General features: G+C 60.1%; 18 protein-coding genes and 3 pseudogenes. 8 read left to right on the plus strand and 13 right to left on the minus strand.

Going from position 1 to position 26,461, the window contains the following annotated elements:
- Nucleotides 1-2 precede the first annotated feature (2 nt).
- Entirely contained in the window at nt 3-3,167 is a 3,165-nt protein-coding gene (emhB, locus tag AB4N33_RS15455; RefSeq protein WP_460117368.1) for an efflux RND transporter permease subunit EmhB, read from the plus strand.
- Nucleotides 3,164-4,624 carry an efflux RND transporter outer membrane subunit EmhC gene (gene emhC, locus AB4N33_RS15460; RefSeq protein ID WP_460117369.1) on the plus strand — a complete coding sequence of 487 codons (1,461 nt, stop codon included), beginning with the start codon at nt 3,164-3,166 and terminating at the stop codon, nt 4,622-4,624. Before emhB ends, emhC begins: the two co-directional genes overlap by 4 nt.
- Before the next feature lie 269 nt (nt 4,625-4,893).
- Here emhC and AB4N33_RS15465 read toward each other — a convergent pair whose 3' ends face one another.
- The 7 genes and pseudogenes from AB4N33_RS15465 to pcaR form a co-directional block, all read right to left on the minus strand.
- Nucleotides 4,894-5,544 carry an alpha/beta fold hydrolase gene (locus AB4N33_RS15465; protein WP_476457690.1) on the minus strand — a complete coding sequence of 217 codons (651 nt, stop codon included), beginning with the start codon at nt 5,542-5,544 and terminating at the stop codon, nt 4,894-4,896.
- An 11-nt stretch (nt 5,545-5,555) separates the two neighbouring features.
- Nucleotides 5,556-5,642, minus strand: a pseudogene (locus tag AB4N33_RS15470) (hypothetical protein); the annotation flags it as partial.
- Nucleotides 5,643-5,711: 69 nt separating this feature from the next.
- Nucleotides 5,712-7,016: an MFS family transporter gene (locus tag AB4N33_RS15475; RefSeq protein WP_460117371.1), complete on the minus strand. Its 1,305-nt coding sequence runs from the start codon at nt 7,014-7,016 to the stop codon at nt 5,712-5,714.
- Nucleotides 7,017-7,131: 115 nt separating this feature from the next.
- Complete coding sequence (gene pcaF, locus AB4N33_RS15480) at nt 7,132-8,337, minus strand: 3-oxoadipyl-CoA thiolase (RefSeq protein WP_460126802.1); 1,206 nt, start codon at nt 8,335-8,337, stop codon at nt 7,132-7,134.
- Nucleotides 8,334-9,113 (minus strand): CoA-transferase subunit beta, encoded by a 780-nt coding sequence (locus tag AB4N33_RS15485; RefSeq protein WP_460117372.1) that lies wholly within the window; start codon nt 9,111-9,113, stop codon nt 8,334-8,336. The genes pcaF and AB4N33_RS15485 overlap by 4 nt, the downstream gene beginning before the upstream one ends.
- Nucleotides 9,113-9,970 (minus strand): CoA transferase subunit A, encoded by an 858-nt coding sequence (locus AB4N33_RS15490; protein WP_476457691.1) that lies wholly within the window; start codon nt 9,968-9,970, stop codon nt 9,113-9,115. Before AB4N33_RS15490 ends, AB4N33_RS15485 begins: the two co-directional genes overlap by 1 nt.
- Nucleotides 9,971-10,188: 218 nt before the next feature.
- Entirely contained in the window at nt 10,189-11,031 is an 843-nt protein-coding gene (gene pcaR / locus AB4N33_RS15495) for a pca regulon transcriptional regulator PcaR (protein ID WP_368557436.1), read from the minus strand.
- A 669-nt stretch (nt 11,032-11,700) separates the two neighbouring features.
- On the opposite strand from pcaR, the gene AB4N33_RS15500 reads away from it, so the two are divergent.
- Both AB4N33_RS15500 and AB4N33_RS15505 read left to right on the plus strand, forming a co-directional pair.
- Nucleotides 11,701-11,901, plus strand: coding sequence for a hypothetical protein (locus AB4N33_RS15500; protein ID WP_476457692.1), 201 nt, complete (start codon nt 11,701-11,703; stop codon nt 11,899-11,901).
- 375 nt (nt 11,902-12,276) lie between these two features.
- Nucleotides 12,277-13,752: an inorganic phosphate transporter gene (locus AB4N33_RS15505; RefSeq protein ID WP_460117375.1), complete on the plus strand. Its 1,476-nt coding sequence runs from the start codon at nt 12,277-12,279 to the stop codon at nt 13,750-13,752.
- A gap of 269 nt (nt 13,753-14,021) precedes the next feature.
- Here the strand turns inward: AB4N33_RS15505 and ccoM are convergent, their stop codons facing one another.
- The 3 genes from ccoM to AB4N33_RS15520 form a co-directional block, all read right to left on the minus strand.
- On the minus strand, nt 14,022-14,138 hold the full coding sequence (gene ccoM / locus AB4N33_RS15510; RefSeq protein WP_460117376.1) for a cytochrome c oxidase subunit CcoM: 117 nt from the start codon (nt 14,136-14,138) through the stop codon (nt 14,022-14,024).
- A gap of 142 nt (nt 14,139-14,280) precedes the next feature.
- A complete protein-coding gene (locus AB4N33_RS15515) occupies nt 14,281-14,445 on the minus strand; it encodes a hypothetical protein (RefSeq protein ID WP_460117377.1) in 165 nt (54 codons plus the stop codon).
- A gap of 118 nt (nt 14,446-14,563) precedes the next feature.
- Entirely contained in the window at nt 14,564-14,905 is a 342-nt protein-coding gene (locus AB4N33_RS15520) for an aspartate-semialdehyde dehydrogenase (RefSeq protein ID WP_460140092.1), read from the minus strand.
- A 220-nt stretch (nt 14,906-15,125) separates the two neighbouring features.
- Between AB4N33_RS15520 and rapA the strand changes: the two genes are divergently transcribed.
- A complete protein-coding gene (gene rapA / locus AB4N33_RS15525; RefSeq protein WP_460117379.1) occupies nt 15,126-17,972 on the plus strand; it encodes an RNA polymerase-associated protein RapA in 2,847 nt (948 codons plus the stop codon).
- 153 nt (nt 17,973-18,125) lie between these two features.
- Here rapA and AB4N33_RS15530 read toward each other — a convergent pair whose 3' ends face one another.
- The gene (locus AB4N33_RS15530; RefSeq protein ID WP_476457693.1) at nt 18,126-19,475 is read right to left on the minus strand and encodes a spinster family MFS transporter; all 1,350 of its coding nucleotides are present in this window, start codon (nt 19,473-19,475) and stop codon (nt 18,126-18,128) included.
- Nucleotides 19,476-19,750: 275 nt separating this feature from the next.
- Between AB4N33_RS15530 and AB4N33_RS15535 the strand changes: the two genes are divergently transcribed.
- Nucleotides 19,751-20,116, plus strand: a complete 366-nt coding sequence (locus AB4N33_RS15535; RefSeq protein WP_460117381.1) for a YkgJ family cysteine cluster protein — start codon at nt 19,751-19,753, stop codon at nt 20,114-20,116.
- 387 nt (nt 20,117-20,503) lie between these two features.
- Nucleotides 20,504-22,303, plus strand: a pseudogene (locus AB4N33_RS15540) (putative bifunctional diguanylate cyclase/phosphodiesterase); the annotation flags it as partial.
- Nucleotides 22,304-22,427: 124 nt separating this feature from the next.
- Here AB4N33_RS15540 and AB4N33_RS15545 read toward each other — a convergent pair.
- Nucleotides 22,428-23,323: pseudogene (locus tag AB4N33_RS15545) on the minus strand (NAD(P)-dependent oxidoreductase).
- A gap of 197 nt (nt 23,324-23,520) precedes the next feature.
- Here AB4N33_RS15545 and AB4N33_RS15550 point away from each other — a divergent pair.
- Nucleotides 23,521-25,719, plus strand: a complete 2,199-nt coding sequence (locus AB4N33_RS15550; protein ID WP_460117384.1) for a hypothetical protein — start codon at nt 23,521-23,523, stop codon at nt 25,717-25,719.
- 274 nt (nt 25,720-25,993) lie between these two features.
- On the opposite strand, the gene AB4N33_RS15555 is transcribed toward AB4N33_RS15550, so the two are convergent.
- Nucleotides 25,994-26,299: a DUF2288 domain-containing protein gene (locus tag AB4N33_RS15555; RefSeq protein WP_460140095.1), complete on the minus strand. Its 306-nt coding sequence runs from the start codon at nt 26,297-26,299 to the stop codon at nt 25,994-25,996.
- Nucleotides 26,300-26,461: the final 162 nt, after the last annotated feature.

Consider the following 26,461-nt stretch of genomic DNA (forward strand, 5'->3'; position numbering starts at 1 on the left):
CCATGTCGAAATTTTTTATCGACCGTCCGATTTTCGCCTGGGTCATTGCCCTGGTGATCATGCTGGTCGGGGCTCTATCGATCCTCAAGTTGCCGATCAACCAATACCCGAGCATTGCGCCTCCGGCGATCGCCATTTCCGTGACCTACCCGGGTGCCTCCGCGCAAACCGTGCAGGACACTGTGGTGCAGGTCATCGAGCAACAGCTCAACGGTATCGACAACCTGCGTTATGTGTCTTCGGAAAGTAACTCCGACGGCACCATGACCATCACCGCGACCTTCGAGCAAGGCACCAACTCCGATACCGCGCAGGTCCAGGTCCAGAACAAGCTGAACCTCGCCACCCCGTTGCTGCCGCAAGAAGTGCAGCAGCAGGGTATCCGCGTCACCAAGGCCGTGAAGAACTTCCTGTTGGTGATCGGCGTGGTCTCCCGCGACGGCAGCATGACCAAGGACGACCTGTCCAACTACATCGTGTCCAACATGCAGGACCCGATCTCCCGGACCGCTGGTGTCGGTGACTTCCAGGTGTTCGGTTCGCAGTACGCCATGCGCATCTGGCTCGATCCGGCCAAGTTGAACAAATTCAACCTGACCCCGGTCGACGTGAAGACCGCCATCGCCGCGCAAAACGTCCAGGTGTCTTCCGGCCAACTCGGCGGCTTGCCTGCCCTGCCCGGCACCCAGTTGAACGCGACGATCATCGGCAAGACTCGCTTGCAGACCGCCGAGCAGTTCGACAAGATCCTGCTCAAAGTCAACAAGGACGGCTCGCAGGTACGCCTCAAGGACGTCGCGGACGTCGGTCTGGGTGGCGAGAACTACAGCATCAACGCCCAGTTCAACGGCGCGCCGGCTTCCGGCCTGGCGGTAAAACTGGCCAACGGTGCCAACGCCCTCGACACGGCAAAAGCCCTGCGTACCACCATCGATAACCTCAAGCCCTTCTTCCCGCAAGGGATGGAAGTGGTGTTCCCGTACGACACCACGCCCGTGGTGACCGCCTCGATCGAGAGCGTGGTTGAAACCCTGGTCGAAGCCGTCGTGCTGGTGTTCCTGGTGATGTTCCTGTTCCTGCAGAACTTCCGCGCCACGGTCATCACCACAATGACCGTGCCGGTGGTATTGCTGGGTACGTTCGGTATCCTCGCCGCAGCCGGTTTCAGCATCAACACCCTGACCATGTTCGGCATGGTGCTGGCCATCGGCTTGCTGGTGGACGACGCCATCGTCGTGGTGGAAAACGTCGAGCGGGTGATGAGCGAAGAAGGCCTGTCACCCAAGGAAGCCACGAAAAAATCCATGGGTCAGATTCAGGGCGCCCTGGTCGGTATTGCCATGGTGCTCTCGGCGGTACTGCTGCCGATGGCATTCTTCGGTGGTTCCACCGGTGTGATCTACAAGCAGTTCTCCATCACCATCGTCTCGGCCATGGCCCTGTCGGTGCTGGTTGCCCTGATCTTCACCCCGGCCCTGTGCGCGACCATGCTCAAGCCGGTTGCCAAAGGTGATCACGGCACGTCCAAGCGCGGCTTCTTCGGCTGGTTCAACCGCAACTTCGACCGCAGCGTGAACAGCTACGAGCGTGGCGTCGGCAACATCCTGCGTCACAAGGCGCCCTACCTGCTGGCCTACGTAATCATCGTCATCGGTATGATCTGGCTGTTCATGCGCATTCCTTCCTCGTTCCTCCCCGAGGAAGACCAGGGCGTACTGTTTGCCCAGGTGCAGACACCGGCAGGTTCCACTGCCCAGCGCACACAAGTGGTCGTGGACCAGATGCGTGAATACCTGCTGCGACCAGGCAAGGATGGTGGTGAAGGTGATGCCGTGAACTCGGTGTTTACCGTGACCGGCTTCAACTTCGCCGGCCGTGGCCAGAGCTCCGGCATGGCATTTATCATGCTCAAGCCATGGGGTGATCGTAACGCCGACAACAGCGTGTTCAAGGTGGCAGCCCGTGCCCAACAGCACTTCTTCACCTTCCGTGACGCCATGGTGTTCGCCTTCGCACCGCCTGCGGTATTGGAGCTGGGTAATGCCACCGGTTTCGACGTGTTCCTGCAGGACCGTGCCGGTCTGGGTCACCAGAAACTGATGGAAGCACGCAATCAGTTCCTGGGCATGGCGGCCCAGAGCAAGGTGCTGACGCAAGTGCGTCCGAACGGTTTGAACGACGAACCGCAATACCAGTTGGAAATCGATGACGAGAAGGCCAGTGCCCTGGGCATTACCATCGCCGACATCAATAGCACTCTGTCGATTGCCCTGGGCAGTAGCTACGTCAACGACTTCATCGACCGCGGTCGGGTGAAGAAAGTGTACGTACAAGGCCAGCCGGACTCGCGCATGAGCCCTGAAGACCTGCAGAAGTGGTACGTGCGCAACAGCGCCGGAACCATGGTGCCGTTCTCGGCGTTCGCCAAGGGTGAGTGGATCTACGGTTCGCCGAAGCTGTCGCGCTACAACGGTGTGGAAGCGGTCGAAATCCTCGGCGCCCCGGCACCGGGTTATTCCACCGGTGAAGCCATGGCAGAAGTCGAAGCCATTGCCAAGAAACTGCCAGCGGGCGTGGGCATTTCCTGGACCGGTCTGTCGTATGAAGAACGCCTGGCAGGTTCCCAGGCACCGGCGCTGTTCGCCCTGTCGTTGCTGATGGTGTTCCTGTGTCTGGCGGCGTTGTACGAAAGCTGGTCGATCCCGATTGCGGTGGTGCTCGTGGTACCGCTGGGGATTATCGGTGCCCTGTTGGCCACCAGCTTGCGCGGGTTGTCCAATGATGTGTACTTCCTGGTGGGCCTGTTGACGACCATCGGTCTGGCGGCGAAAAACGCCATCCTGATTGTCGAATTCGCCAAGGAACTGCATGAGCAGGGCCGCAGCCTCGCCGATGCGGCGATCGAAGCCTGCCGCATGCGGCTGCGCCCGATCATCATGACCTCGCTGGCGTTTATCCTCGGCGTTGTACCGCTGGCGATTTCCACGGGTGCGGGCTCCGGCAGCCAACATGCAATCGGTACTGTGGTAATTGGCGGTATGATCACCGCCACCGTACTCGCGATCTTCTGGGTCCCGTTGTTCTTCGTCGCCGTATCGTCCATTGGCCAGCGCAAGATCGCCGACCAGGACGCTGCATTCGAATCTTCCAAAGAGGCTGGCCAATGAGCAAGTCGCTACTCTCCATCGCAGTCGCCGCCTTCGTGCTGAGCGGCTGCTCGCTGATCCCTGACTACCAGCAGCCACAAGCGCCGGTTGAGGCTCAGTACCCGCAAGGTCCGGCGTACTCGCCGGCCCAGGCGCCTGCCCAGGCAGCTGCGGAGCAAGGCTGGAAGCAGTTTTTCCATGACCCGGCCCTGCAACAGTTGATTCAGGTTGCCCTGGAAAACAACCGCGACCTGCGCGTCGCGGCACTGAACATCGATGCGTTCGCCGCGCAGTACCGCATCCAGCGTGCCGACCTGTACCCGGCCGTTTCCGCCAACGCCACCGGCAGCCGTCAGCGGGTTCCGGCGGATGCATCGCAGACCGGTCAGGCGGGGATCACCAGTTCCTACTCCGCCACCGTCGGCATCAGCGCCTATGAACTTGACCTGTTCGGTCGGGTTCGCAGCCTGAGCGAACAAGCCTTGCAACAGTACTTCGCTACCGAAGAAGGCCGTCGCAGCACGCAAATCAGCCTGGTGGCCAGTGTGGCGAATGCCTACCTGACCTGGCAGGCCGATAAAGAACTGCGCAAGCTGACTCAGGACACCCTGGGTGCGTTCGAGGAGAGCTACAAGCTCACCTCGCGCAGCAACGAAGTGGGCGTCGCCTCGGCGCTGGACCTGGCGCAGTCGCGCACCTCGGTGGAAAACGCCCGTGCGCAACTGGCCCGTTACACTCGCCAGGTCGCCCAGGATGAAAACAGCCTGGTGCTGCTGCTCGGCACGTCCATTCCGGCCAATCTGCGAGAAGGCAAGCCGCTGTCTGACGATCTGCTGAGCGACGTACCGCCTGGTTTGCCGTCGGACCTGCTGCAACGTCGTCCGGACATCCTGCAAGCCGAGTACAACCTGAAAGCGGCCAACGCCAATATCGGCGCGGCACGCGCAGCGTTCTTCCCGAGCATCAGCCTGACCGCCAATGCCGGGACCCTGAGCCCGGACCTGTCGGGCCTGTTCAAGGGCGGCTCGGGCACCTGGCTGTTCCAGCCGCAGATCAACCTGCCGATCTTCAACGCCGGCAGCCTGCGCGCCAGCCTGGATTACTCGAAGATCCAGAAAGACATCGGCGTGGCGAACTACGAGAAGTCCATTCAAACGGCCTTCCAGGAAGTCGCTGATGGCCTGGCCGCCCGCCAGACCTACACCGAGCAGTTGCAGGCACAACGTGATTTCGTCACCGCCAACCAGGATTACTACCGCCTGGCCGAGCGTCGTTATCGCATTGGCGTCGACAGCAACCTGACCTTCCTCGATGCCCAGCGTCAGCTGTTCAGCGCCGAACAGGCGTTGATCACCGATCGTCTGGCGCAACTGACCAGTGCCGTGAACCTGTACAAGGCACTGGGCGGTGGCTGGAACGAGCAGACGGCGAAGGTTGAGCCGTTGAAGGAAGAAGCGCCGAAGATGCGGTTGTTCTGATAGACCGCTGAGAGGCATGAAGCCCACCGTTTGGTGGGCTTTTTTGTTGTCCGTGGGAAAGTTTTTATGGGGTAGCGCCGGCCATCCCGCGATTCAACCCCACGTTGTTTTTAGCCTACAAATCGCCCCTCAACGGGCCGTCAAGAACGCCATGACCCGCTCGCTGAACGCGTCACCGGCCTGAACGTTGGACAAGTGCGCCGCGTGGAACTCGGCGTATTCGGCACCTGGGACATGCTCCTCGATAAAATGCCCACCGGACGGCGGAGTTACCGCATCCTCAGTGCCCGCGATGACCAACAGCGGCGACTTGATCGAGGCCAGTTGCTCACGGAAATCGGCATCGCGCACCGCTGCGCAATTGGCGGCATAACCTGGCGGCGACGTGGCGGCAAGCATGTCGGTGATTTTTTTGCCGTCGCCGGGTGGGCCTCGGCAAAGTCCGGGGTGAACCAGCGCGCAATCGATGCATCGCGCAAGGCGACCATGGCGGCCGCACCATCGCGCAGCACGGTTTCGATTCGCGGGTTCCAGATCGATGGATCGCCGATCTTCGCCGCCGTATTGCACACCACCAGTTTGTTCAAGCGATGGCCGGCATTGATGCCCAGCCACTGACCGATCAGGCCGCCCATCGACAGCCCGCAGAAATGCGCTCTTTCGATGTGCAAGGCATCCAGCAGGGCCAGCACGTCAGCCCCCAGCTGTTCGATGCTGTACGGCCCCGGCGTCACCAGCGACTGGCCGTGGCCACGGGTGTCGAAGCGCAACACACGAAAGTGCTCGGTGAACGCGGCGATCTGCGCGTCCCACATGTGCAGGTCGGTGCCCAGCGAGTTGGACAGCACCAGCACCGGTGCATCCACTGGCCCATCGAGTTGGTAATGCAGTTCGCCATCGGCGAGTTGTACGAAAGCCACAGCAATCTCCTTCAGGGAGCAGAATGTTCGGCCACCGCGAGCTCGGCCCAGGCGCGCGCGTGGCCGAGGTAATGGGCAGGGTCCAGCAGGCATCGCAATTGATTGGCCGGTCGCTGGTTCATAGGCCGTTACTGAAAGCGTGGGCCTTGAAGGCCCACGCAGATGGATCAAAGGTCGTGATGCAGGTATTTCGCCTGCTTCGGCAGACGCAAGCTGAACAGGAATGCCACGGCCATCATCACCGTAACGTACCAGTAGAAGGAGTTTTCCATGCCACCGGCCTTCAAGCTCAGCGCCACGTATTCCGCCGAGCCGCCGAAGATCGCGTTGGCCACCGCATACGCCAGGCCGACGCCCAGTGCACGCACCTCAGGCGGAAACATCTCGGCTTTCACCAGCCCGCTGATCGAGGTGTAGAAGCTGACGATGGCCAGCGCCAACGTGATCAACACAAAGGCCAGGAACGGGCTGCTGATGCTTTTCAGAGTCAACAGGATTGGCACGGTACACAGCGTACCCAGTGCGCCGAACCAGAGCATCGAGTTACGTCGGCCGATCTTGTCGGCGAGCATGCCGAAGAACGGCTGCATGCACATATAAAGGAACAGCGCACCGGTCATGATGTAACTGGCGGTCTTGGCATGCATGCCGGCGGTGTTGACCAGGTACTTCTGCATGTAGGTGGTGAAGGTGTAGAAAATCAGCGAGCCACCGGCGGTGTAGCCAAGCACAGTAATGAACGCCGCCTTGTGATCGCGGAACAGCGCCGCGATGCTGCCGGCATCCTTGTTCTCGCGCATTTCCTTGCTGGTGGTTTCTTTCAAGGAGCGGCGCAGGAACAGCGAGATCAAGGCCGCCAACGCACCGACCACGAACGGGATACGCCAGCCGTAGGCACGCAGTTCATCTTCGCTGAGGAACTGCTGCAGGATCACCACCACCAACACGGCGAGCAACTGCCCGCCAATCAGCGTCACATACTGGAACGAAGCAAAGAAACCGCGCTGGCCCTTGAGCGCGACTTCGCTCATGTAGGTGGCCGTGGTGCCGTACTCGCCCCCCACCGACAACCCTTGGAGCAAACGGGCGAACAGCAGCAGGATCGGTGCCCATACGCCAATGCTGCTGTAGGTCGGCAGGCAGGCAATGAGCAGCGAGCCGAAGCACATCATCAGAATCGAAATCAGCATCGAATTCTTGCGACCATGCTTGTCAGCGACACGGCCAAAAATCCAGCCGCCAATCGGGCGCATCAGGAAGCCGGCAGCGAACACGCCTGCGGTGTTCACCAGTTGCACGGTGGGGTTGTCCGAGGGGAAGAACGCCGGGGCAAAATAGATCGCGCAAAAGGCGTAGACGTAGAAATCGAACCATTCGACGAGATTGCCCGACGAAGCACCGACAATCGCAAAAATCCGTTTGCTGCGCTCTTCGCCGGTGTAGTGCTCAGTAGTCGCTGAGGGGATAGTCATTGTTTGTTCACTCTTTGGGGACATTGAAAGTCTAGACACACTTTGCAACACCCCCGTTCCTCAATTGGCCAGGCGATTAAAACCCTGTGTGAGCTGGCGTGCCCGATGCCGAGCGTCAGACGCGTTCGATGGCTAATGCCAAACCTTGGCCAACACCGACACACATGGTCGCCAGCCCCTTCTTGCCGCCGCTCTTTTCCAGTTGGTGCAGCGCCGTCAGCACAAGGCGCGCACCACTCATGCCCAGCGGATGGCCCAGGGCGATGGCGCCACCGTTCGGGTTGACCTGGGGAGCGTCGTCGGCAATCCCCAGCTCACGCAGCACCGCCAGCCCCTGGCTGGCAAAGGCTTCATTGAGTTCGATCACGTCGAAATCGCTGACCGCCACCCCCAGGCGCTCGGTGAGTTTGCGCACCGCCGGCACCGGGCCAATGCCCATCACACGCGGCGCCACACCGGCGCTGGCCATGCCCAGCACTTTGGCGCGGGGTGTCAGGCCGTGTTTCTTCACGGCTTCGGCCGAGGCCAGGATCAACGCCGCCGCGCCGTCGTTAACGCCTGAAGCGTTACCGGCGGTGACGGTCTTGTCCGGGCCGTTGACCGGTTTCAGTTTGTTCAGCGCCTCCAGGGTGGTGTCGGCGCGCGGATGTTCGTCCTGGCTGACCACGGTCTCACCCTTCTTGTGGGCAATTCGTACTTCGACGATTTCTTCGGCGAAGTAACCTGCCGCCTGGGCGGCAGCGGTGCGTTGCTGGCTGCGCAAGGCGAACGCGTCCTGATCGGCGCGGGACACCTGATAATCGTCTGCCACATTGTCAGCGGTTTGCGGCATTGCATCGACACCGTACTGGGCTTTCATCAGGGGGTTGATGAAGCGCCAGCCGATGGTGGTGTCTTCCAGCTTCATGTTGCGCGAAAACGCCGCATCGGCCTTGCCCATCACGAACGGCGCGCGGGACATCGATTCGACGCCACCGGCGATCGTCAACTCCATTTCGCCACTGGCGATGGCGCGGAAAGCCGTGCCGATCGCATCCATGCCCGAAGCGCACAGGCGATTGAGGGTCACACCCGGAATGCTGTCCGGCAGGCCCGCCAGCAGCAGTGCCATGCGTGCCACGTTGCGGTTGTCTTCGCCGGCCTGGTTGGCGCAGCCGAGGAACACCTCGTCCACGGCGGTCCAGTCTACCGACGGGTTGCGTTCCATCAGGGCCTTGATCGGCACGGCAGCCAGGTCATCGGCGCGAACCGCCGCCAAGCCGCCGCCGAAACGGCCAATGGGGGTACGAATCGCGTCACAGATATAAACGTCGCGCATTATGCTTCTCCGGGTGCCTGGCCGTGGGCGGCTGCGGTGCGAGCCTCAAGATCACGCAGCGCCTGCAGCTCCACCGCGCTAGGTTCGACGTTGACCTCGACAGTGTCGGCGAAACGGATCGGCCAGCCGGTAGCGGCGCTCACTTGTTCGCGGGTCACGCCCGGGTGCAACGCGGTGACTACGAATTCGTTGGTCCCCTCCTCCGGTTCCATGATGCACAGGTCCGTGATAATGCCCACGGGACCTGCGCCCGGCAGGCCGAGGCGTTTGCGCGAATCACCGCCCTCGCCATGGCCAACGGAAGTGATGAAGTCCAGCTTGTCGACGAAGGAACGCGCCGACTGCTTGAGGATGATCAGCACGCTCTTGGCGGAACCGGCGATTTCCGGCGCGCCACCGGCACCCGGCAAGCGTACTTTCGGCTGATGATAGTCGCCCACCACCGTGGTGTTGATGTTGCCGAAGCGGTCGACCTGCGCCGCGCCGAGGAAGCCGACGTCGATGCGCCCGCCCTGCAACCAATAGCGAAAAATCTCACCGGTCGGGACTACGGTGTCGGCGGTTTCCGCCAGCTCACCGTCACCGATAGACAGCGGCAACACGCTTGGCTTGGCACCAATCGGTCCCGACTCGTAGATCAGGACCACGTCGGGCGAAGACGTCAGCCGTGCCAGGTTGGCCGCCTTGGAGGGCAGGCCGATGCCGACAAAGCACACCGAACCGTTCTTCAGGCGACGGGCAGCGGCGACGGTCATCATTTCATTGGTGGTGTAAGTCATTACTTCGCCTCCGAAGCAGCGGCCAGCTTGGCCTGGAACTCGCTGAAGTCAGCGCAGCCATGGATGTACTCGTTGATCCACGCGGTGAACGTTTCACGATCGCGGGCAATCGGGTCCCAGGCCTGATAGAAGCGGTTGTCGCGCTCGTTGTAGCCGTGGGCATAAGACGGATGAGCGCCACCGGGCACATGGCAGACAGCACTCAAGGCCCAGGTCGGCAAGACACAGGCGTTCATCGGCGCATTCAGGTCATCGACCAGTTCTTCCACGGTGACGATGCAGCGCTTGGCCGCCAAGGCCGCTTCCTTCTGCACGCCGAGGATGCCCCAGAGCAGCACGTTGCCTTTGCGGTCGGCTTTCTGCGCATGGATCACGGTGACGTCCGGCCGAACCGAAGGCACCGCCGCCAGCACTTCACCAGTGAACGGGCACGTCACGGACTTGATCAGCGGGTTGACCTTCGGCAGGTCGGAGCCGGCGTAGGCACGCAGCACCGCAAACGGCAGACCGGAAGCGCCAGCCACGTAGGCATTGGCCAGGTCGGCGTGGCTGTGTTCTTCGATTTCCAAAGCGTGTGGCCATTGCTTCTCGACGGCATCACGCAGACGGTGCAGGGAGCCAACGCCCGGGTTGCCGCCCCAGGAGAAAATCAGCTTGCGAGCGCAACCGGCGCCGATCAGTTGATCGTAGATCAGGTCAGGCGTCATCCGAACCAGTGTCAGGTCTTTCTTGCCTTGACGAATGATTTCATGACCGGCCGCCGTAGGGATCAGGTGAGTGAAGCCTTCGAGCGCGACGGTATCGCCGTCGTTGACGAATTGCTTCACCGCGTCGTGCAGCGAAAGGATTTCAGCCATGGGGGCAGGCTCCCGTTTTTGTTTGAACCGACAGTGGATGAACAAGGCGCGATGCGCGCGCCGGATGACTGAAGGTTAAGCCTGCCTAAAAAGCCAAACAATCCGATAATCGACTAAGTGTTCGTTTATCGAACAGATTGTTACCTTGCTACTGATCCTTTAAAAGCACCTCGGAACGCCGCCCGGCGCAGGCGACAGGACAAATACGCTGAACCGACCTACGCAAATAACTGGGCGCTAAGGTTGCGGCTGGCCGCGAGCAGCCCCGGCAGAAAACGCTGTTCCAGCTCGCTTCGACTGACTCGTCCGGCATGCGTGCTGACGTTGAGTGCCGCCACCACTTGGCCGGAAGCGTCGTACACCGGCACGGCGATGGAGCGCAGGCCCTGTTCCAGTTCCTGGTCGACGATGCACCAGCCTTGTTGCCTGACTTCTTGCAGGCATTCGAGCAATGCCTCGGGGGTGTGCAGGGTTCGACTGGTCTTGGCTTGCAGGTCAGCGTGGTCGAGGTATTCACGCAAGGAAGTGTCGTCCAGCGCTGCCAGGAGGATGCGGCCCATGGATGTGCAATAGGCCGGCAGGCGCCCGCCCACGGAAAGATCAACGGAAATCAGGCGCTGAGTCGTCGCCGACCGGGCGATGTATAAAATGTCATCACCTTCCAGCGTGGCCATGTTGCAGGCCTCGTGGAGTTGCTCGCTCATGCGGTCCAGGTAGGGCTGGGCCGACACCGCCAAGGGCGTCGAGGACAAATAGGCATGACCCAGGGTCAGTACCTTGGGCAACAGCGAATACGTGCGCCCGTCGGTGGTGGCGTAGCCGAGCTTGATCAGGGTGTGCAGGCAACGTCGCACGGCAGCGCGGGGAATTTCCGTACGGTGGCTGATCTGGGCAATGGTCAGGTGCCGTTTACGCTCCTGGAACGCTTGCACTACGGCCAGGCCACGGGCTAGGGACGTCATGAAGTCGGGATCGCCGGTCATGGCCTGAATCCGCTTGGCGGGCGACGCAACAATCGGCGGCGCTACGGAAGCGAAGGAGTTGCGCAGTTGATCATTCATATCGGTCTTTTTCCCACGCGGCTCGGCGACGGCTATTACAAGCGGCTCGATGCCTCTTGCACAAGCCAACCTCCATTACGATTGGGCGATTATCGAACCGTCGCCCGATAATCGCAATCGACCTCAACGTGTGAACCGGGGGTGTCCAGCCGGATTTCGCCGTTCTCTTACATGCACTTGCTCGCCCTTGATAAGGGAATTAAAGCCCCTCATATAATGTCTGAAGTTAAACAGCTTAATGGCGTCAGAAAGACATCGCGGACATTGGAAGCAAAGAGTTTCAAGTTATAAAGCCCATCACACATCAAGATCCATTTTTAACTCTTTGGCGATAGTGTTCTTCAAATCGGTCGCTATAATGCAGGTCAGTGGCGACTGGCTTTTCTGATTGGCCGGTTCCGCCACCGGTAACTCGATGTTCAATCGCCGTTACCCAAAGCAGTGCCTGACGCTCATTCGCGAATGTCCCGCCAGCGCGCTCGCTAATCAGGAAATTGATGCTACGTCAGCTGTTTTGCTCTGGTGCCGTGGCCGCCTGCAACATGGAAGTATTGATCGCCGTGTCTTGAAACAATGCCGACCCCGGCACTGATTTTTCACCGAGCGCGGTCGATACATTGGATGCAGCGCGATTTACCAGAATCCATCTCAACCCATACAGGTAGCACTGTGACGAAAGAAGAACTGCGCGCCGAATTAGAGCGCCAGGAACAACGTTACAAGGAAGTTTACGGCGGAGAAATCACCACTTACGCCGCTCAGCCCGAGCCGGAACGCAAACCATGGCGTAAACGCGCCACCGTTCAGGATCAAGCTTTTAACCAGGAACTGCAGAAGATGGAAAAGGAACTCAGATCCGAAGAGCCATAAGCCCGTCGGCCTGGGTCCTTTCGGGGCCTGCATTTGCAACCGTTGAAAGCGGCGTGCATCGATGTTGCCATTCGCGCCCGCTACGAGCGGGCAGCGGTCATCTCATCTATCTGGTGAGAAATTGGCTTACGTCTGGTCCCCTTCTCAGATATTTCATACAAGCCTTTACACCGCCCCCAACGGTGTGTGAAACCCCTGTTTTTGCGCGGTAATCCTGGAAATTCAAGAGCTTGGGCAAGCCGGCAGGCGCACCAATCCGGGGGCAATGTGACAAAAAAAATCAATGAAGAATGTTACCGATGAGCAGCTAGTGCATCGATTACCCGTCTTTTCTGGCATAATCGCGCCCCCTTATGACCGGGTCAGAAAACCTTCATGATCGATTTATTCACCGGACTGGATGCTTGGGTGCTTGTGAGCCTCTTGCTCGCCCTCACCTTTGTCCTCGCGTTCGAGTTCATCAACGGCTTTCATGACACCGCTAACGCGGTTGCCACCGTTATCTACACCAAAGCCATGCCGCCGCACCTGGCGGTGTTCTTTTCCGGTGTGTTCAATTTCCTCGGTGTTCTGCTGGGCGGCGTCGGCGTGGCCTACGCCATCGTCCACCTGTTGCCGGTGGAGCTGCTGATCAACGTCAATACCGGTCACGGCCTGGCGATGGTGTTCTCGTTGCTGGCTGCCGCGATCGCCTGGAACCTGGGCACCTGGTACTTCGGTATCCCGGCCTCCAGTTCCCATACGCTGATCGGCTCGATCCTCGGTGTCGGCCTGGCCAACGCCCTGATCAACGACATCCCGCTGGCCGATGGCGTGAACTGGCAGAAAGCGATCGATATCGGTGCGTCTCTGGTGTTCTCGCCCATGGCCGGTTTTTTGGTCGCGGCCCTGATCCTGATCGGTCTGAAATGGTGGCGCCCGCTGTCCAAGATGCACAAGACGCCGGAACAGCGTCGCAAGCTCGACGACAAGAAGCATCCGCCATTCTGGAACCGCCTGGTCCTGGTGATTTCGGCCATGGCCGTGAGCTTCGTACACGGTTCCAACGATGGCCAGAAAGGCATCGGTCTGATCATGCTGGTGCTGATCGGTATCGTCCCGGCGCAATTCGTACTCGACCTGGGCAGCACCACCTACCAGATCGAACGTACTCGCGACGCCACCCTGCACCTGAGCCAGTTCTACAAGCGCAATGGCGATACCCTGGGTGAGTTCCTGGCCCTGGGCAAAAGCGTGGAAGGCGATCTGCCGGAGAAATTCCGTTGCAATCCGCAACAGACCGAACCGACCATCAACGCCCTGCTCGATACTCTCAAGGGCGTAGCGGACTACCACTCGTTGCCATCGGAAAGCCGTATCGAAGTACGTCGCTACCTGCTGTGCCTGGATGACACCGCCAAGAAAGTCAGCAAGCTACCAGGCCTGGCCCCACGTGAAAAAGCGGACCTGGACAAACTGCGCAAGGACCTGACCGCCACCACCGAATACGCACCGTTCTGGGTGATCCTGGCGGTAGCACTGGCCCTGGGCCTGGGCACCATGGTTGGCTGGAAACGCGTGGTACTGACCATCGGCGAGAAGATCGGCAAGCAAGGCATGACCTACTCCCAGGGCATGTCGGCGCAGATCACCACCGCGAGCCTGATCGGTATGGCCAACATCTTCAGCCTGCCGGTCTCTACCACTCACGTGCTGTCCTCGGGCGTGGCTGGCACCATGGTCGCCAACAAGGCCGGCCTGCAAAGCGGCACGGTCAAGACCATCCTGCTCGCCTGGGTGCTGACCCTGCCAGCGACCGTAGGCCTGTCGGCCGGTCTGTTCTGGCTGGCGTCGAAGGCGCTGGCTAGCTGATAGATGCTGCAATGAAAAAGGCGCGTTCCGAGAGGTTCGCGCCTTTTTTTGTCTCTACAGTGCGACACCGCCCCCTGTAGGAGCAGCCGGTCGACGCTCGATTGCTCGCGATAGCAGTGTGTCAGTCAGCCTATATGTCACTGATTAATCGCCATCGCGAGCAAGCTCGCTCCTACAGGGGGCAGCGCGAGCAGCAAATTTCTTAGGAAAAAAAAAGGGCAACCGAAGTTGCCCAAAATGCCTTGCGTGCTCATTGCATCAAGAAAGAACTACGGTTTTTTCCGCTTGTGTGCGTCTTTCCAGATAAAAAATCCAAACCCTGCAAAAAAACAGACCATGAGGCTGACAGTCAGCACCCCGGCGAACACCACGTTGTCGAAAAACATGACTGGCCTCCTGCGCTTGCCTTGTTGCGATGGGTCTAAGTTAACCAATCAGGCAGGGGAGGAAATTGACCGGGATCAATATCGCCCGAGGTTGGGCGCAAAGGAGGGAGGAAACTGACCTACATCAATAAATACGGGGGGATTAGCGCTTTTTCGGCTTGTTCTTCGGTTTCTTTTTGCCGGTTTTTCCCAACGGCATTGCCTGCTCGAATGCCTGGCGGACTTCATTCAGGCGTTTTTCGTTGAGATCGTGCACGCGCTTGGCACGTTCGGCATTCAGGTCGATCAACTTGTCGTCTTGGCTCATGGCGTTCAGCGCATCATGTGAAGTGTCGTTACGCCAATAATGCGTTCTGGCGAGGCCCATGGCCAGTGGTCTATTGCCCGAACTCGATACCGGATGCGAATTGGACGGCTACCACCGGCTAGACCTGGATATCGACCCACATGCCTTGACGCGGCTCGTCATCGATCAACGGCTTGACCGGTACGGTGTTGTCAGCGTTGAGGTCGACCCCGGGGATCGCCAGGTGTTCCTCAGGAAATTCATCGGCTTCCTGGCGACGGCGCTGCTGCTCCTGCTTGCGGCGCTGTTCCTCGCGCAACTGATAAGCCGCTTCCTCAGGGTCTCGTTGCTGCAGGTCGATGGTACTTTCGTTGGAGCTTTCCTGCACCGGCACCACGGGTGGGATATCCGGTCGCTGGCGGATCGGGTCGTGCTGTGACGTAACCGGCACGGCACTCAAGGGAAGCATCGGTGGCAGCATGATTTTATTGTCTCCTGTCATCGGGTTTTCGGCTGCGGGGATGGCGACTTGAGCCATCGGTCGCAAACTGTGACCCGATTGGCACTCACAAGTGCCCCGAGCTACGGGCGTATCAAGTATTGAACTAAGGTGAGACAGTGAGTTTTTCCGAGAGTCCTTTGGCCCTCCAGCCCTCATTCCGTTAAGATAGCCCGCTTTTTCAAGGTGGGAGTCAGGCAGCATGGCGCAGCAGTATCAACCGGGGCAACGCTGGATCAGTGACAGCGAAGCAGAGCTGGGTTTAGGCACCGTTCTGGCACAGGACGGCCGCTTGTTGACCGTGCTCTACCCGGCCACTGGCGAGACTCGCCAGTACGCGCTTCGGAATGCGCCCCTGACCCGTGTGCGGTTTTCGCCCGGTGACTCCATTACCCACTTCGAAGGCTGGAAACTGACCGTACAGGAAGTCGACGACGTCGACGGCCTGCTGGTTTACCACGGCCTCAACGCGCAAAACGAAGCAGTCACCCTGCCGGAAACCCAGCTGTCGAACTTCATCCAGTTCCGCCTGGCCAGCGATCGCCTGTTCGCCGGGCAGATCGACCCGCTGGCCTGGTTCGCCCTGCGCTACAACACCTTGGAACACACCAGCCGTCAGTTGCAGTCCTCGCTCTGGGGCCTGGGTGGCGTGCGCGCACAACCGATCGCCCACCAGTTGCACATCGCCCGTGAAGTCGCCGACCGTATCGCGCCACGGGTTCTGCTGGCCGATGAAGTGGGTCTGGGCAAGACCATCGAAGCCGGCCTGGTCATCCATCGCCAACTGCTCTCGGGTCGTGCCAGCCGCGTGCTGATCCTGGTTCCGGAAAACCTGCAGCACCAGTGGCTGGTGGAAATGCGCCGCCGTTTCAACCTGCAGGTCGCGTTGTTCGACGAAGAGCGTTTCATCGAAAGCGATGCCACCAACCCGTTCGAAGACACCCAATTGGCGCTGGTGGCGCTTGAGTGGCTGGTTGACGACGAAAAGGCCCAGGACGCGCTGTTCGCCGCCGGCTGGGACTTGCTGGTGGTCGACGAAGCTCACCACCTGGTCTGGCACGAAGACCAGGTCAGTCCCGAATACTCGCTGGTCGAACAATTGGCCGAAGTCATTCCCGGCGTACTGCTGCTCACCGCCACTCCGGAGCAACTCGGGCAGGACAGCCACTTCGCCCGCCTGCGCCTGCTCGACCCGAACCGTTTCCATGACCTGCACGCCTTCCGCGCCGAGAGCGATAACTATCGCCCGGTGGCCGAAGCGGTTCAGGAACTGCTGGACAAGGGTCGCCTGTCGCCTCAAGCACACCAGACCATCCAGGGTTTCCTCGGCAACGAGGGCGAGGCCCTGCTGACCGCGGTCAACGATGGCGACACCGAAGCCAGTGCCCGCCTGGTGCGCGAGCTGCTCGATCGTCACGGCACTGGCCGCGTGCTGTTTCGCAACACCCGCGCCGCTGTGCAGGGTTTCCCGGAGCGCGTACTGCATCCGTACCCGCTGCCGTCGCCGGACGAATACCTCGAGCTGCCACTGGGCGATCACGCCGAGCTGTACCCGGAGGTCAGCTTCCAGGCCCAACCGGACGCCAACGAAGAAGAACGCTGGTGGAAATTCGACCCACGCGTCGAGTGGCTGATTGACACGCTCAAGATGCTCAAGCGCACCAAAGTGCTGGTGATCTGCGCCCACGCCGAAACCGCGATGGACCTTGAAGACGCCCTGCGCGTACGCTCCGGCATCCCGGCCACGGTGTTCCACGAGGGCATGAACATCCTCGAGCGCGACCGCGCCGCCGCCTATTTCGCCGACGAAGAATTCGGCGCGCAAGTGTTGATCTGTTCGGAAATCGGCAGTGAAGGTCGCAACTTCCAGTTCTCGCACCACCTGGTGCTGTTCGACCTGCCGTCGCACCCGGACCTGCTGGAGCAGCGCATCGGCCGTCTCGACCGGATCGGCCAGAAACACACCATCCAGTTGCACGTGCCCTATCTGGAAACCAGCCCTCAAGAGCGCCTGTTCCAGTGGTACCACGAAGCCTTGAACGCATTCCTCAATACCTGCCCGACCGGCAACGCCTTACAGCATCAGTTCGGCCCGCGCCTGCTGCCTCTGCTGGAAAATGCCGACGACGGCGAGTGGCAGACGCTGATCGACGAAGCCCGGGCCGAGCGCGAACGCCTCGAAGCCGAGCTGCACACCGGCCGTGACCGCCTGCTGGAGCTCAACTCCGGAGGTGCTGGCGAAGGCGAAGCGCTGGTGGAAGCGATTCTCGAACAGGACGACCAGTTCGCCCTGCCGATCTACATGGAAACCCTGTTCGATGCCTTCGGTATCGACAGCGAAGACCATTCAGAGAACGCGCTGATCCTCAAGCCGAGCGAGAAAATGCTCGACGCCAGTTTCCCGCTGGGCGATGACGAAGGCGTGACCATCACCTACGACCGCAACCAGGCGCTGTCTCGCGAAGACATGCAGTTCATCACCTGGGAACATCCGATGGTGCAAGGCGGCATGGACCTGGTGTTGTCGGGTTCCATGGGCAACACCGCCGTGGCACTGATCAAGAACAAGGCGCTCAAACCGGGCACCGTGTTGCTCGAACTGCTCTACGTCAGCGAAGTGGTTGCCCCGCGTTCACTGCAACTGGGCCGCTACCTGCCACCGGCCGCCCTGCGCTGCCTGCTGGACACCAACGGCAACGACCTTTCAGCCCGGGTATCGTTTGAAACCCTCAACGACCAGTTGGAAAGCGTGCCGCGTGCCAGCGCCAACAAGTTCATCCAGGCCCAGCGCGACCAACTGACGCCACGGATCAACGCCGGCGAAGAGAAAATCCTGCCGCGCCACACCGAGCGTGTCGCCGAGGCAAAACGTCGCCTGGCCGCCGATACCGATGAAGAACTGGCGCGCCTGACTGCGCTGCAAGCCGTCAACCCGACCGTGCGGGACAGCGAACTGGTTGCCTTGCGCAATCAACGCGAGCAAGGCTTGGCGATGCTCGACAAGGCGGCGCTTCGGCTGGAAGCGATCCGGGTACTGGTAGCGGGCTAACCCTCCCTCCCCCACAAAAATGCCCGCAGCGATGCGGGCATTTTTGTTTGTAGGAGCGGGCTTGCCCGCGATGGTCGTCAACGATGACGCTGGCTGCCTGACACCCAGCGGTGTCTGAGCCGCCATCGCGAGCAAGCTCGCTCCTACAGGGGGTCAGGCCGTGACGCCTTCGACCTCGGGATTGGCCACCCCTTGCAACCCCTCCTTCATCCGCTTGGCATCACGCACAAAACACCGCGACGCCATGAACAGGAACACCATCGTCAGGAACAACGCCACCGGGATCAAATACATCGCATCATGCAAGCCGACGGCCTTGAACGCCTCGGTCATCTGCTCGGCACCCGCTACCAGCATGGCCGAATGGGCAAAGTGATCGGACAGGCCGCCCACGACCACTGGCCCCAAACCACCGCCCAGCAGGTACAACCCAGCGAAGAACAACGCCATGGCCGTCGCCCGCAAGCGCGGTTCGACCACGTCCTGGATGGCCGTGTACACGCAGGTGTAGAAGTTGTAGGCGAACAGCCAGCCCACGCTGAACACGGCCACGAACACGCCGATTTCAATGCGTCCGGCATGCAGCGCCCAAGCGGTGCACAGGGTCGAGATGATCAGGCTGAACCCGGCAAACAGCAGGCGTCCGCTCGCCACCCGCTGGTGAATCTTGTCCGCGACCCAACCGCCCAGGGTAAGGCCGATCAGCCCGGTGACGCCCACGATGACGCCGGTTGCCACGGCGGCTTCGTGCAACGGCATCAGGAAGTAACGCTGCAGCATTGGCACCAGAAAGGAATTGCACGCGTAGGTCGCAAAGTTGAAACACAACCCCGCCATGACCAGCCACAGAAAGGTCGGCACCGCCAGCACCCGACGGATTGGCCGGTCCACGGGCTCCTGCGAGACCTGTACGCTTTCCGCAGCGCCGCGTTTTGGCTCCTTGATGAAGAACATGAACACCGCCAGGAGCAGCCCCGGCACGGCCGCGATGAAGAACGGTGCGCGCCAGCTGTCGAACGCCTTGACCATCCAGCCAATGGTGAAGAACGCCAGCAAAAGGCCCAATGGCAAACCGAGCATGAAAATGCCCATGGCTCGCGCCCGGCGATGGGCGGGAAACAGATCGCCGATCAGTGAATTGGCGGCGGGCGCATAACTGGCCTCACCAATGCCGATGCCCATGCGCACGAGCAGGAAAGTCCAGAAGCTGCCCACCATACCGTTCACTGCGGTCAGACCGCTCCATGCGGCCAGGCCCCAGCCCATCAGTTTGGCGCGCGAACCGGTGTCGGCCATGCGCCCCAGGGGCAGGCCGGCAATGGCATAGACGATGGTGAATGCGGTGCCGATGATCCCCAACTGGAAGTCGCTGAGGCTCCACTCCATGCGGATCGGCTCGATAATGATGGCCGGGATGGTGCGGTCGAAGAAGTTGAATAGATTCGCAAGGAACAGCAGGAACAGAATGCGCCAGGCATTCGCCGCTTGGGTCGAGTTCTGCATGGGTCCGTCTCTTTTATTGTTATTGGGGCGTCACTTCCCCCGGAAACTGCAATCTAGACAGGCCTGCCACAACTGTCTGTAATTATTCGTAAGGCTGATACCCGTTCATGGCAACCAGGCACAATGTGCACAGGGAGCAAGCGCCGGCATTGACCGCACGTCCAGCCGTTTAAAAATACCTCTGCCACCCCCTGTTCAAGTGGCTGGCGAAGCCTAGAATAGCGCTCTCGTCGGCCCTCCCGGCGACCTCCCCACTCCTCCTTAGATGACTACCCATGTCCGAAGCCAGTCCGTGCTTGAATTGCGGTGCCTGCTGTTCACATTTTCGCGTGTCTTTTTTTTGGGGTGAATGCGCTTCATCAGGGGGGACAGTGCCCGATGAACTTGTCGAGCAGATCACCCCGAGCCGGGTCGCGATGCTGGGCACCAACTGCAAAAGCCCACGCTGCATCAGCCTGGAGGGAGAAGTGGGCAGCGAAGTGAAATGTACGATCTATGAACAGCGCTCGAGCCCTTGCCGGGAATTCGAGGCCTCCTGGGTCGATGGCCAGGTCAACACCGACTGCGACGCGGCACGCGCGGCTTTCGGCTTGCTGCCGCTTGAAGCTCCAGCTCACCTGATCGTGGCGCAGAGCGCCTGATCTTCAGCACGAATGGTTATTGGCTCTATTCCAAAATCTTAGAAACCAAAGTGCCATCACGCCTTGCTGGTTTCGCATGCCTTCTATACTCCCTGAATTCACCGGCGTCCTTGCGCCGGTCAGGGAGAATACATGGGGCATGCAATGGATTGGCTGAGCCTGCACTTCACTTCTGCACTGCCTGAGAGCGGGCAGGTCATTCTCGATTGCTTCCATGATCCGTTGTTGGTCCTGCTGGCATTTCTGGTCGCCTGCGCCGGCAGTTTCGCGACGTTGGACATGGCCGAGCGCATCGCTCACGCGGACAAACCTGCGTCCCGAAGAATCTGGCGCTGGGTCGGCTCCGGTTGCCTGGCTGGCGGAATATGGGCCATGCACTTCATCAGTATGCTGGCGTTCCAGGCGCCCATCGAGATTCGTTATGTACTGCCGATCACGCTGGCCTCGCTACTGATCGCCCTGTTCGCCTCCTGGCTGGCGATGTACACCCTCAGCCACCCGCGCCTGAGCATCAGGCAATACGTGCAGGCCTCGATCTGCATTGGCCTGGGCATCGCCACCATGCATTACCTGGGCATGTCGGCCATGCGTTCGAACGCGGTGGCGTACTACCAACCGTTGCTGTTCGGTCTTTCCATCGTGATCGCCATTGGTGCGAGTTTTGCCGCCCTGTTGATATCCAGTCGCCTGCGTGACGGTTCGCAACATCAACTGATCAAACTCACCGCCAGCCTGGTCCTGGGGGCGGGCATCATCAGCATGCATTTCACAGGCATGACCGCTTTCACTCTGGTACTCCCCGCCGACAGCCCCGTGGAATTGGCCGCTGACAACAGTCACCAGCAGTTGGGCATCACAGTGGCGGTCATTGCCTTGCTGATCATCGGCAGTAGTATCAGTGCTGCACTGTCGGACAAGAAACTGCAGCACAAGGACCGCGACCTGCTGCGGGTCAACACACTGCTGGGCCAGTTGGATGAGGCACGCCTGTCGCTGCAACACGCGGCGAACTACGACGCCCTGACTGGTCTGATCAACCGCCGAGGCTTCAACCAGATTTTCGCCGAGAAGTTGCTTCAGAAGACCACGGAGGGCGGCATGCTTGCGGTGATGTTCCTCGACCTGGACCACTTCAAGCGAATCAACGACAGCCTGGGCCATGCTGCCGGCGATGAATTGCTCACCGTCATGGCCAGCCACATCAAAGGTTCGGTGCGCGGCCAGGAGGATGTGGTGGCGCGCTTCGGCGGCGATGAGTTCTGCCTGCTCATCAGCCTGCGCGATCGCGAGGAGGCGCGGCATATGGCGCAGCGCATCATGTTGAAAATGAAGGAGCCAATCGAACTGGCCGGACGGCGCATGGTCATGACCACCAGCATCGGCATCAGCCTGTTTCCCGAGGATGGCACGACCTGCGAAGAACTGCTGAAGCACGCTGACCTGGCGCTCTACCAATCCAAGGGCGGCGGCCGTAACGGCCTGAATTTCTTCAACCCCAACTTGAAAAGCCGGGCCTCACTGGATTTGCAGCTCGAAGAAGAACTGCGTCATGCCCTGCGCGAAAACACCGGACTCATGCTGCATTACCAACCGATTTATGACCTGAAAAGCCGCCAGGTCACCAAGCTTGAAGCGCTGATCCGCTGGCAACATCCCGCGCATGGGTTGCTGACACCGGATCGTTTCATCGCCATCGCCGAAGCCAACGGCCTGATCGCCGAGCTGGACAACTGGGTCCTGCACAAAGCCTGCGAGGACCTCGCCGAGTTGTCGAGCCAGGGATTCGACGCCCTGCACATTGCCGTCAATTGCTCACCGCTCAACCTGGCCCGGGAAGACCTGGCCGATGAAATCGAACACGCACTACGCTCGGCCGGGGTTGCACCACAGCGGCTGGAACTGGAGGTGACCGAGAACGCGCTGATGGACAACATCACCGAGTCACTGGTGTTGATGAGGCAGATTCGCGCAATCGGTGTTTCGCTGTCGATCGACGACTTCGGCACCGGTTACTCGTCCCTGGCCTACCTGCGGCGCCTGCCGCTGAACACGCTGAAGATCGATCGATCGTTCATTCAAGACATCCCCAAGGCCAGCCAGGACATGGAAATCGTCCAGGCGATCATCGTCATGGCCCACACCCTGCACTTACAGGTGGTGACCGAAGGCGTGGAAACTCCCGAACAATATGCATTCCTCGAGCGTAACGGGTGCGATCTGGTGCAGGGATATCTGCTCGCCCGCCCGGTGCCACTCACCGAGCTGCGCCAGGTGTTGAACGACATCGACCAGCGCCAGCGCGGCCACGCCTTCAGTCCTCTGACCCTGGCTCACGGTACATCTGCACTAACGTCGACGGATCCTTTTCCAAAAACCCTGGCCCCCATGCAGGCGCATCAGTTGTGCGGCCAATCCGCTGATGGGCGTGGCCGAGCCCTGTTCGCGGGAAAATTTCACTGCGGTGTCGAGGTCCTTGAGCAGCGTGCGCACATGCCATTTCACCGGTTCAAAACGACTGTCGGCCATCTGCGGCGCCAGGATCTGCAAAGGTCTGGAATCGGCAAAGCCACCCGCCAGCGCCTCGGCAATCAGGGCCGCCTCTACACCTGAGCGCTCTGCCAGCGCCACGACTTCGGCAATGACCAGGGCATTACAGGCCACGATCATTTGATTGCACGCCTTGGTCACCTGCCCAGCGCCAACGTCGCCCATATGGGTGACACGCTGGCCAAGGCTGAGCAACACCGGCCTGACCCGCTCAAGATCCGCCGCCGTGCCGCCGACCATGATCGCCAGGCTACCCGCCTCGGCACCGACCACTCCGCCAGACACCGGAGCATCGAGCCAACCCATGCCCGTCTGTTCGGCCAACTGCGCCGACATTTCCCGCGTCGCGGTGGGCTCAAGGCTGGAAAAATCCACCAGCAACTGGCCACGTTTCCCACCCTCGGCAATACCCTCCGGACCAAACACCACCTGCCGCACCACCGCCGTGTCTGCCAGACACGTCATCAACACATCGGCGTGCTTGCACAGCTCGGCCGGTGTGGCAACGTGTCGCGCGCCGGCTTCGACCAGCGGCGTACACTTCGCCGGGTTGCGGTTCCACACGGTCAGCGGATACCCCGCCGCCAGCAAACGCCGGCACATTGGCAGCCCCATCAGGCCAATTCCGGCGAAGCCCAACGATGGTAGGGTTGACATCATTTAGCCTTCTTTTCGATTAAAGATCGCCGAATATTGGCCGATTCATCATGACTAGGAAAGGATTTCCCCCGAGCGATGCTCAGGCCAAACCCCTGATGCTTGGGCCAATGACGCGCTGAATAAAGACGCGAGAACCCAACCGTGACGGTCCGGCGCAATCCGCCGCCCTACCGACCAGCCCAGGTACATGGCGCACAATGACTTCCAAAAATAACCCGGCTCCCGCCATATCCGATCTGACGCCCAGCCCAGCGGCCAACAGCCCCGCACCGTCGAAACCATTGACGCCGTCGCGCCCACTGGCTACCCAGCAGTACCTTTACTTCACCGAGACCAATACCGACCGCATCCTCGACAACCTCGATGGCCTGCGCGACCTGGTGTTCCCACGTCCGCCGCATCTGGAAGGCGACAGCGAACAGTACAGCACCCAGGAGTTTCCGTCGGTGTGCCTGATCGGCCTCGGCCGCTGCGGTTCGAACATTGCGCTGGATGTCGCGGAGCTGGTGTACAACGCCCGCAAGTTCTACCTCAATGAATTCAACAACGAAGATCGCCTGTCGCCGGACAAACGCCACGCCGAAAAAGGCTACAGCCCGGCGCAATGGATCCGCTCCAGCCTGCGACTGATTCCGAACAAGGCCACCAAGCCAGTGTTCCTCGTCGAGCCGCTGGTCATGCTCGGCGACCTCGACAAAGACATCGCCGGTCGCATCCGCTTCTCCCGCAAGGGCGAAAAAAGCGGTTTCCTGCGCGACTACAGCAAAATGAAAATCATGGACCTGTCGGAGGTTCACGCCGGCGGTGCGGGTAACGCGCCGATCCTCGGCCAGTACCTGGCCAAGATCATCCTGAACAAGGACACCCAGCGTTTCTCCAGTCCAGACTGGAAGATGATTCACTCGTACCTGATCGACAGCTGCGGCATCAAGGCCAACCAGTCGCGCCTGTACTTCTCGATCTTCAGCGCCGGTGGCGGTACCGGTTCGGGCATGGCTTCGGAGTTCGGCCTCGCCCAGCAGCATTCGTACATGAACAAGACGTTCGACACCAAGCCGATGGACGAACACGACGGCAAGAGCGGTCATTCGTTTGTATTCGAACCCATTTTCACCAGCGGCATCTGCGTGCTGCCGAACATTTCCGATCACCGCAGCGAAATGTCCGAGGCACTGCACATCAACGCCGGTCGCCTGCTGTGTAAATACCTGTCGGAAGAGTGGGACTTCTCTTACAACTTCGCTAACGAAGACAGCAGTGAAGCCAGTGTCATGGGCCGCATCCGCCCATGGAACGCAATGATGCTGATCTCCAACGACATCATGCGTTACGCCGAAGAAAACGATGACGGCAACATCCAGAACATCGACGTCAACGCGATGGAGAAGCATGCGAACCAGTACATCTCGCAGCAGATCTTCAACATCCTGACGGCGCAGGCGGTCACCACCGACTACGACCAGAACTATTTCCGTCGCGCCGGCATCGACATCGGCGAAACCATTCGCCTGGACGCCAACGACCTGTTCATGAGTCTGGCCGGCCCCGTGGCGATTGCCTACGCCGAGTCTGTGGTGCCGGAAACCCCGCCGCCGAGCAGCGATAAATTCAAGGTGTTCGAAAAAGAGCCACAGCGCCTGAACATCGACGACCTGTTCTTCCGCTCCATCGACCTGCCGCACTTCAACAAAGTGACCCAGGCCATCGAAGGTATCAGCCTGCTGCCGATCGAATCCAAGCGCTACCGTGCCTCGCTCGAGCAGTACAAGAATTCCGGTTACGACGCGGCCGCGCTGCACGACCTGCACTTCTTCAAGAACTGCTCATCGGTGGTGTCGATCGTCTCCCTGCCCAAGGATTACAAGCTGTCCTACATGGACCTGAACCGGTTGAAGACTCATCTCAACAGCCTGTTCCCGAACACCACGCTCAAACGTTACGCGCTGGTGATCGGCGCTTCGGCCAACCTGTCGCTGACGACATTGATTGCCAAGAGCCCGTGCCTGTCGGACGACTTCCTGACGCTGATCGTGGCGTTCATCAAGCGCTGCTTCGCCAAGAACCCGTACCGCTTCGACGAAACCCTGGACAACTCGATCCTCGATTTCATCACCCAGGATGAATTCAACGAAGGGATGATCGACGACCTGCTCAACGAGTTCGAGAACCCGGCGAAGATCCTCGATACCAACTGGTACGCGATCAAGCCAATGTACGAGAAGAAGTACCGTGAGCTGATCAACGACAAGGAGAAGTTCGTCTCGATCAACGACATTCGCCTGTCGCGTGATTGCGTGAAGAAGGCGATCAAGTACCTGCGCGAGATTTACCGTCACCGTATTGGCAAGACCAAGGTCATTTCGCTGAATAACCACACGGGCAAGACTGCTCACTAACCGGCGCGCCTATCGCGGGCAAGCCCGCTCCCACAGGTTTTGTGTCGTTCACAGAAAACCTGTGGGAGCGGGCTTGCCCGCGATGAGGCCCTTGAATTCAACGAATTAACAACATCCAGAAACAATTAAGCAGCTCGCAATCAGCACCCTCAACTGTGCCCGTTACGTTTACGTCACCGTGAAGCTGTGGCCTTTCTTCACGGCAACGTGCCATCACGCTACTCGGCTACACACTTTCTCCCCGAAACGCAACGCACCAACAAAGTGCAACGTATTACTTCCCCGCCCTTTCCTGGATCATAATCCACGGCGAAACCACCACCGCCCACAACGCTGGATCACGCTCGAATAGATCCAGAGCCCGCGTTTCAGACAGCTTGGTGACCTGGTCAGCAGCCAGCCAGGTAGCCACTTTCTCGCCATCATCCGTGGCCACGGCCTCGGCCGCCGCGATCAAATCCAGCTCAGGATCGACCCACAATAGGGCACCCTTGGCGAAGAAGGGCTCCAGCTCTTTCCACGAAATAGATGCGGTTTCACCAAGCAGCTTGGCATAGAGGGTGCTAGGTTCTTCAGTCATGGGTCCTGTCCGGAAAAGAAATCGACATGAATGATAACGTCGGTGGTCTGGCAGAAAAACCCGGAAGCAAATGCATCGCCGATTGAAAACTGCAGGAGCGCCAAGGATTGCTGTTTAAACAGCTGTAAGCCCCGCCGCATTTCTGTCTTTTTCTTTCATAAA

It is taken from the genome of Pseudomonas sp. S1_E05, from assembly GCF_056337105.1.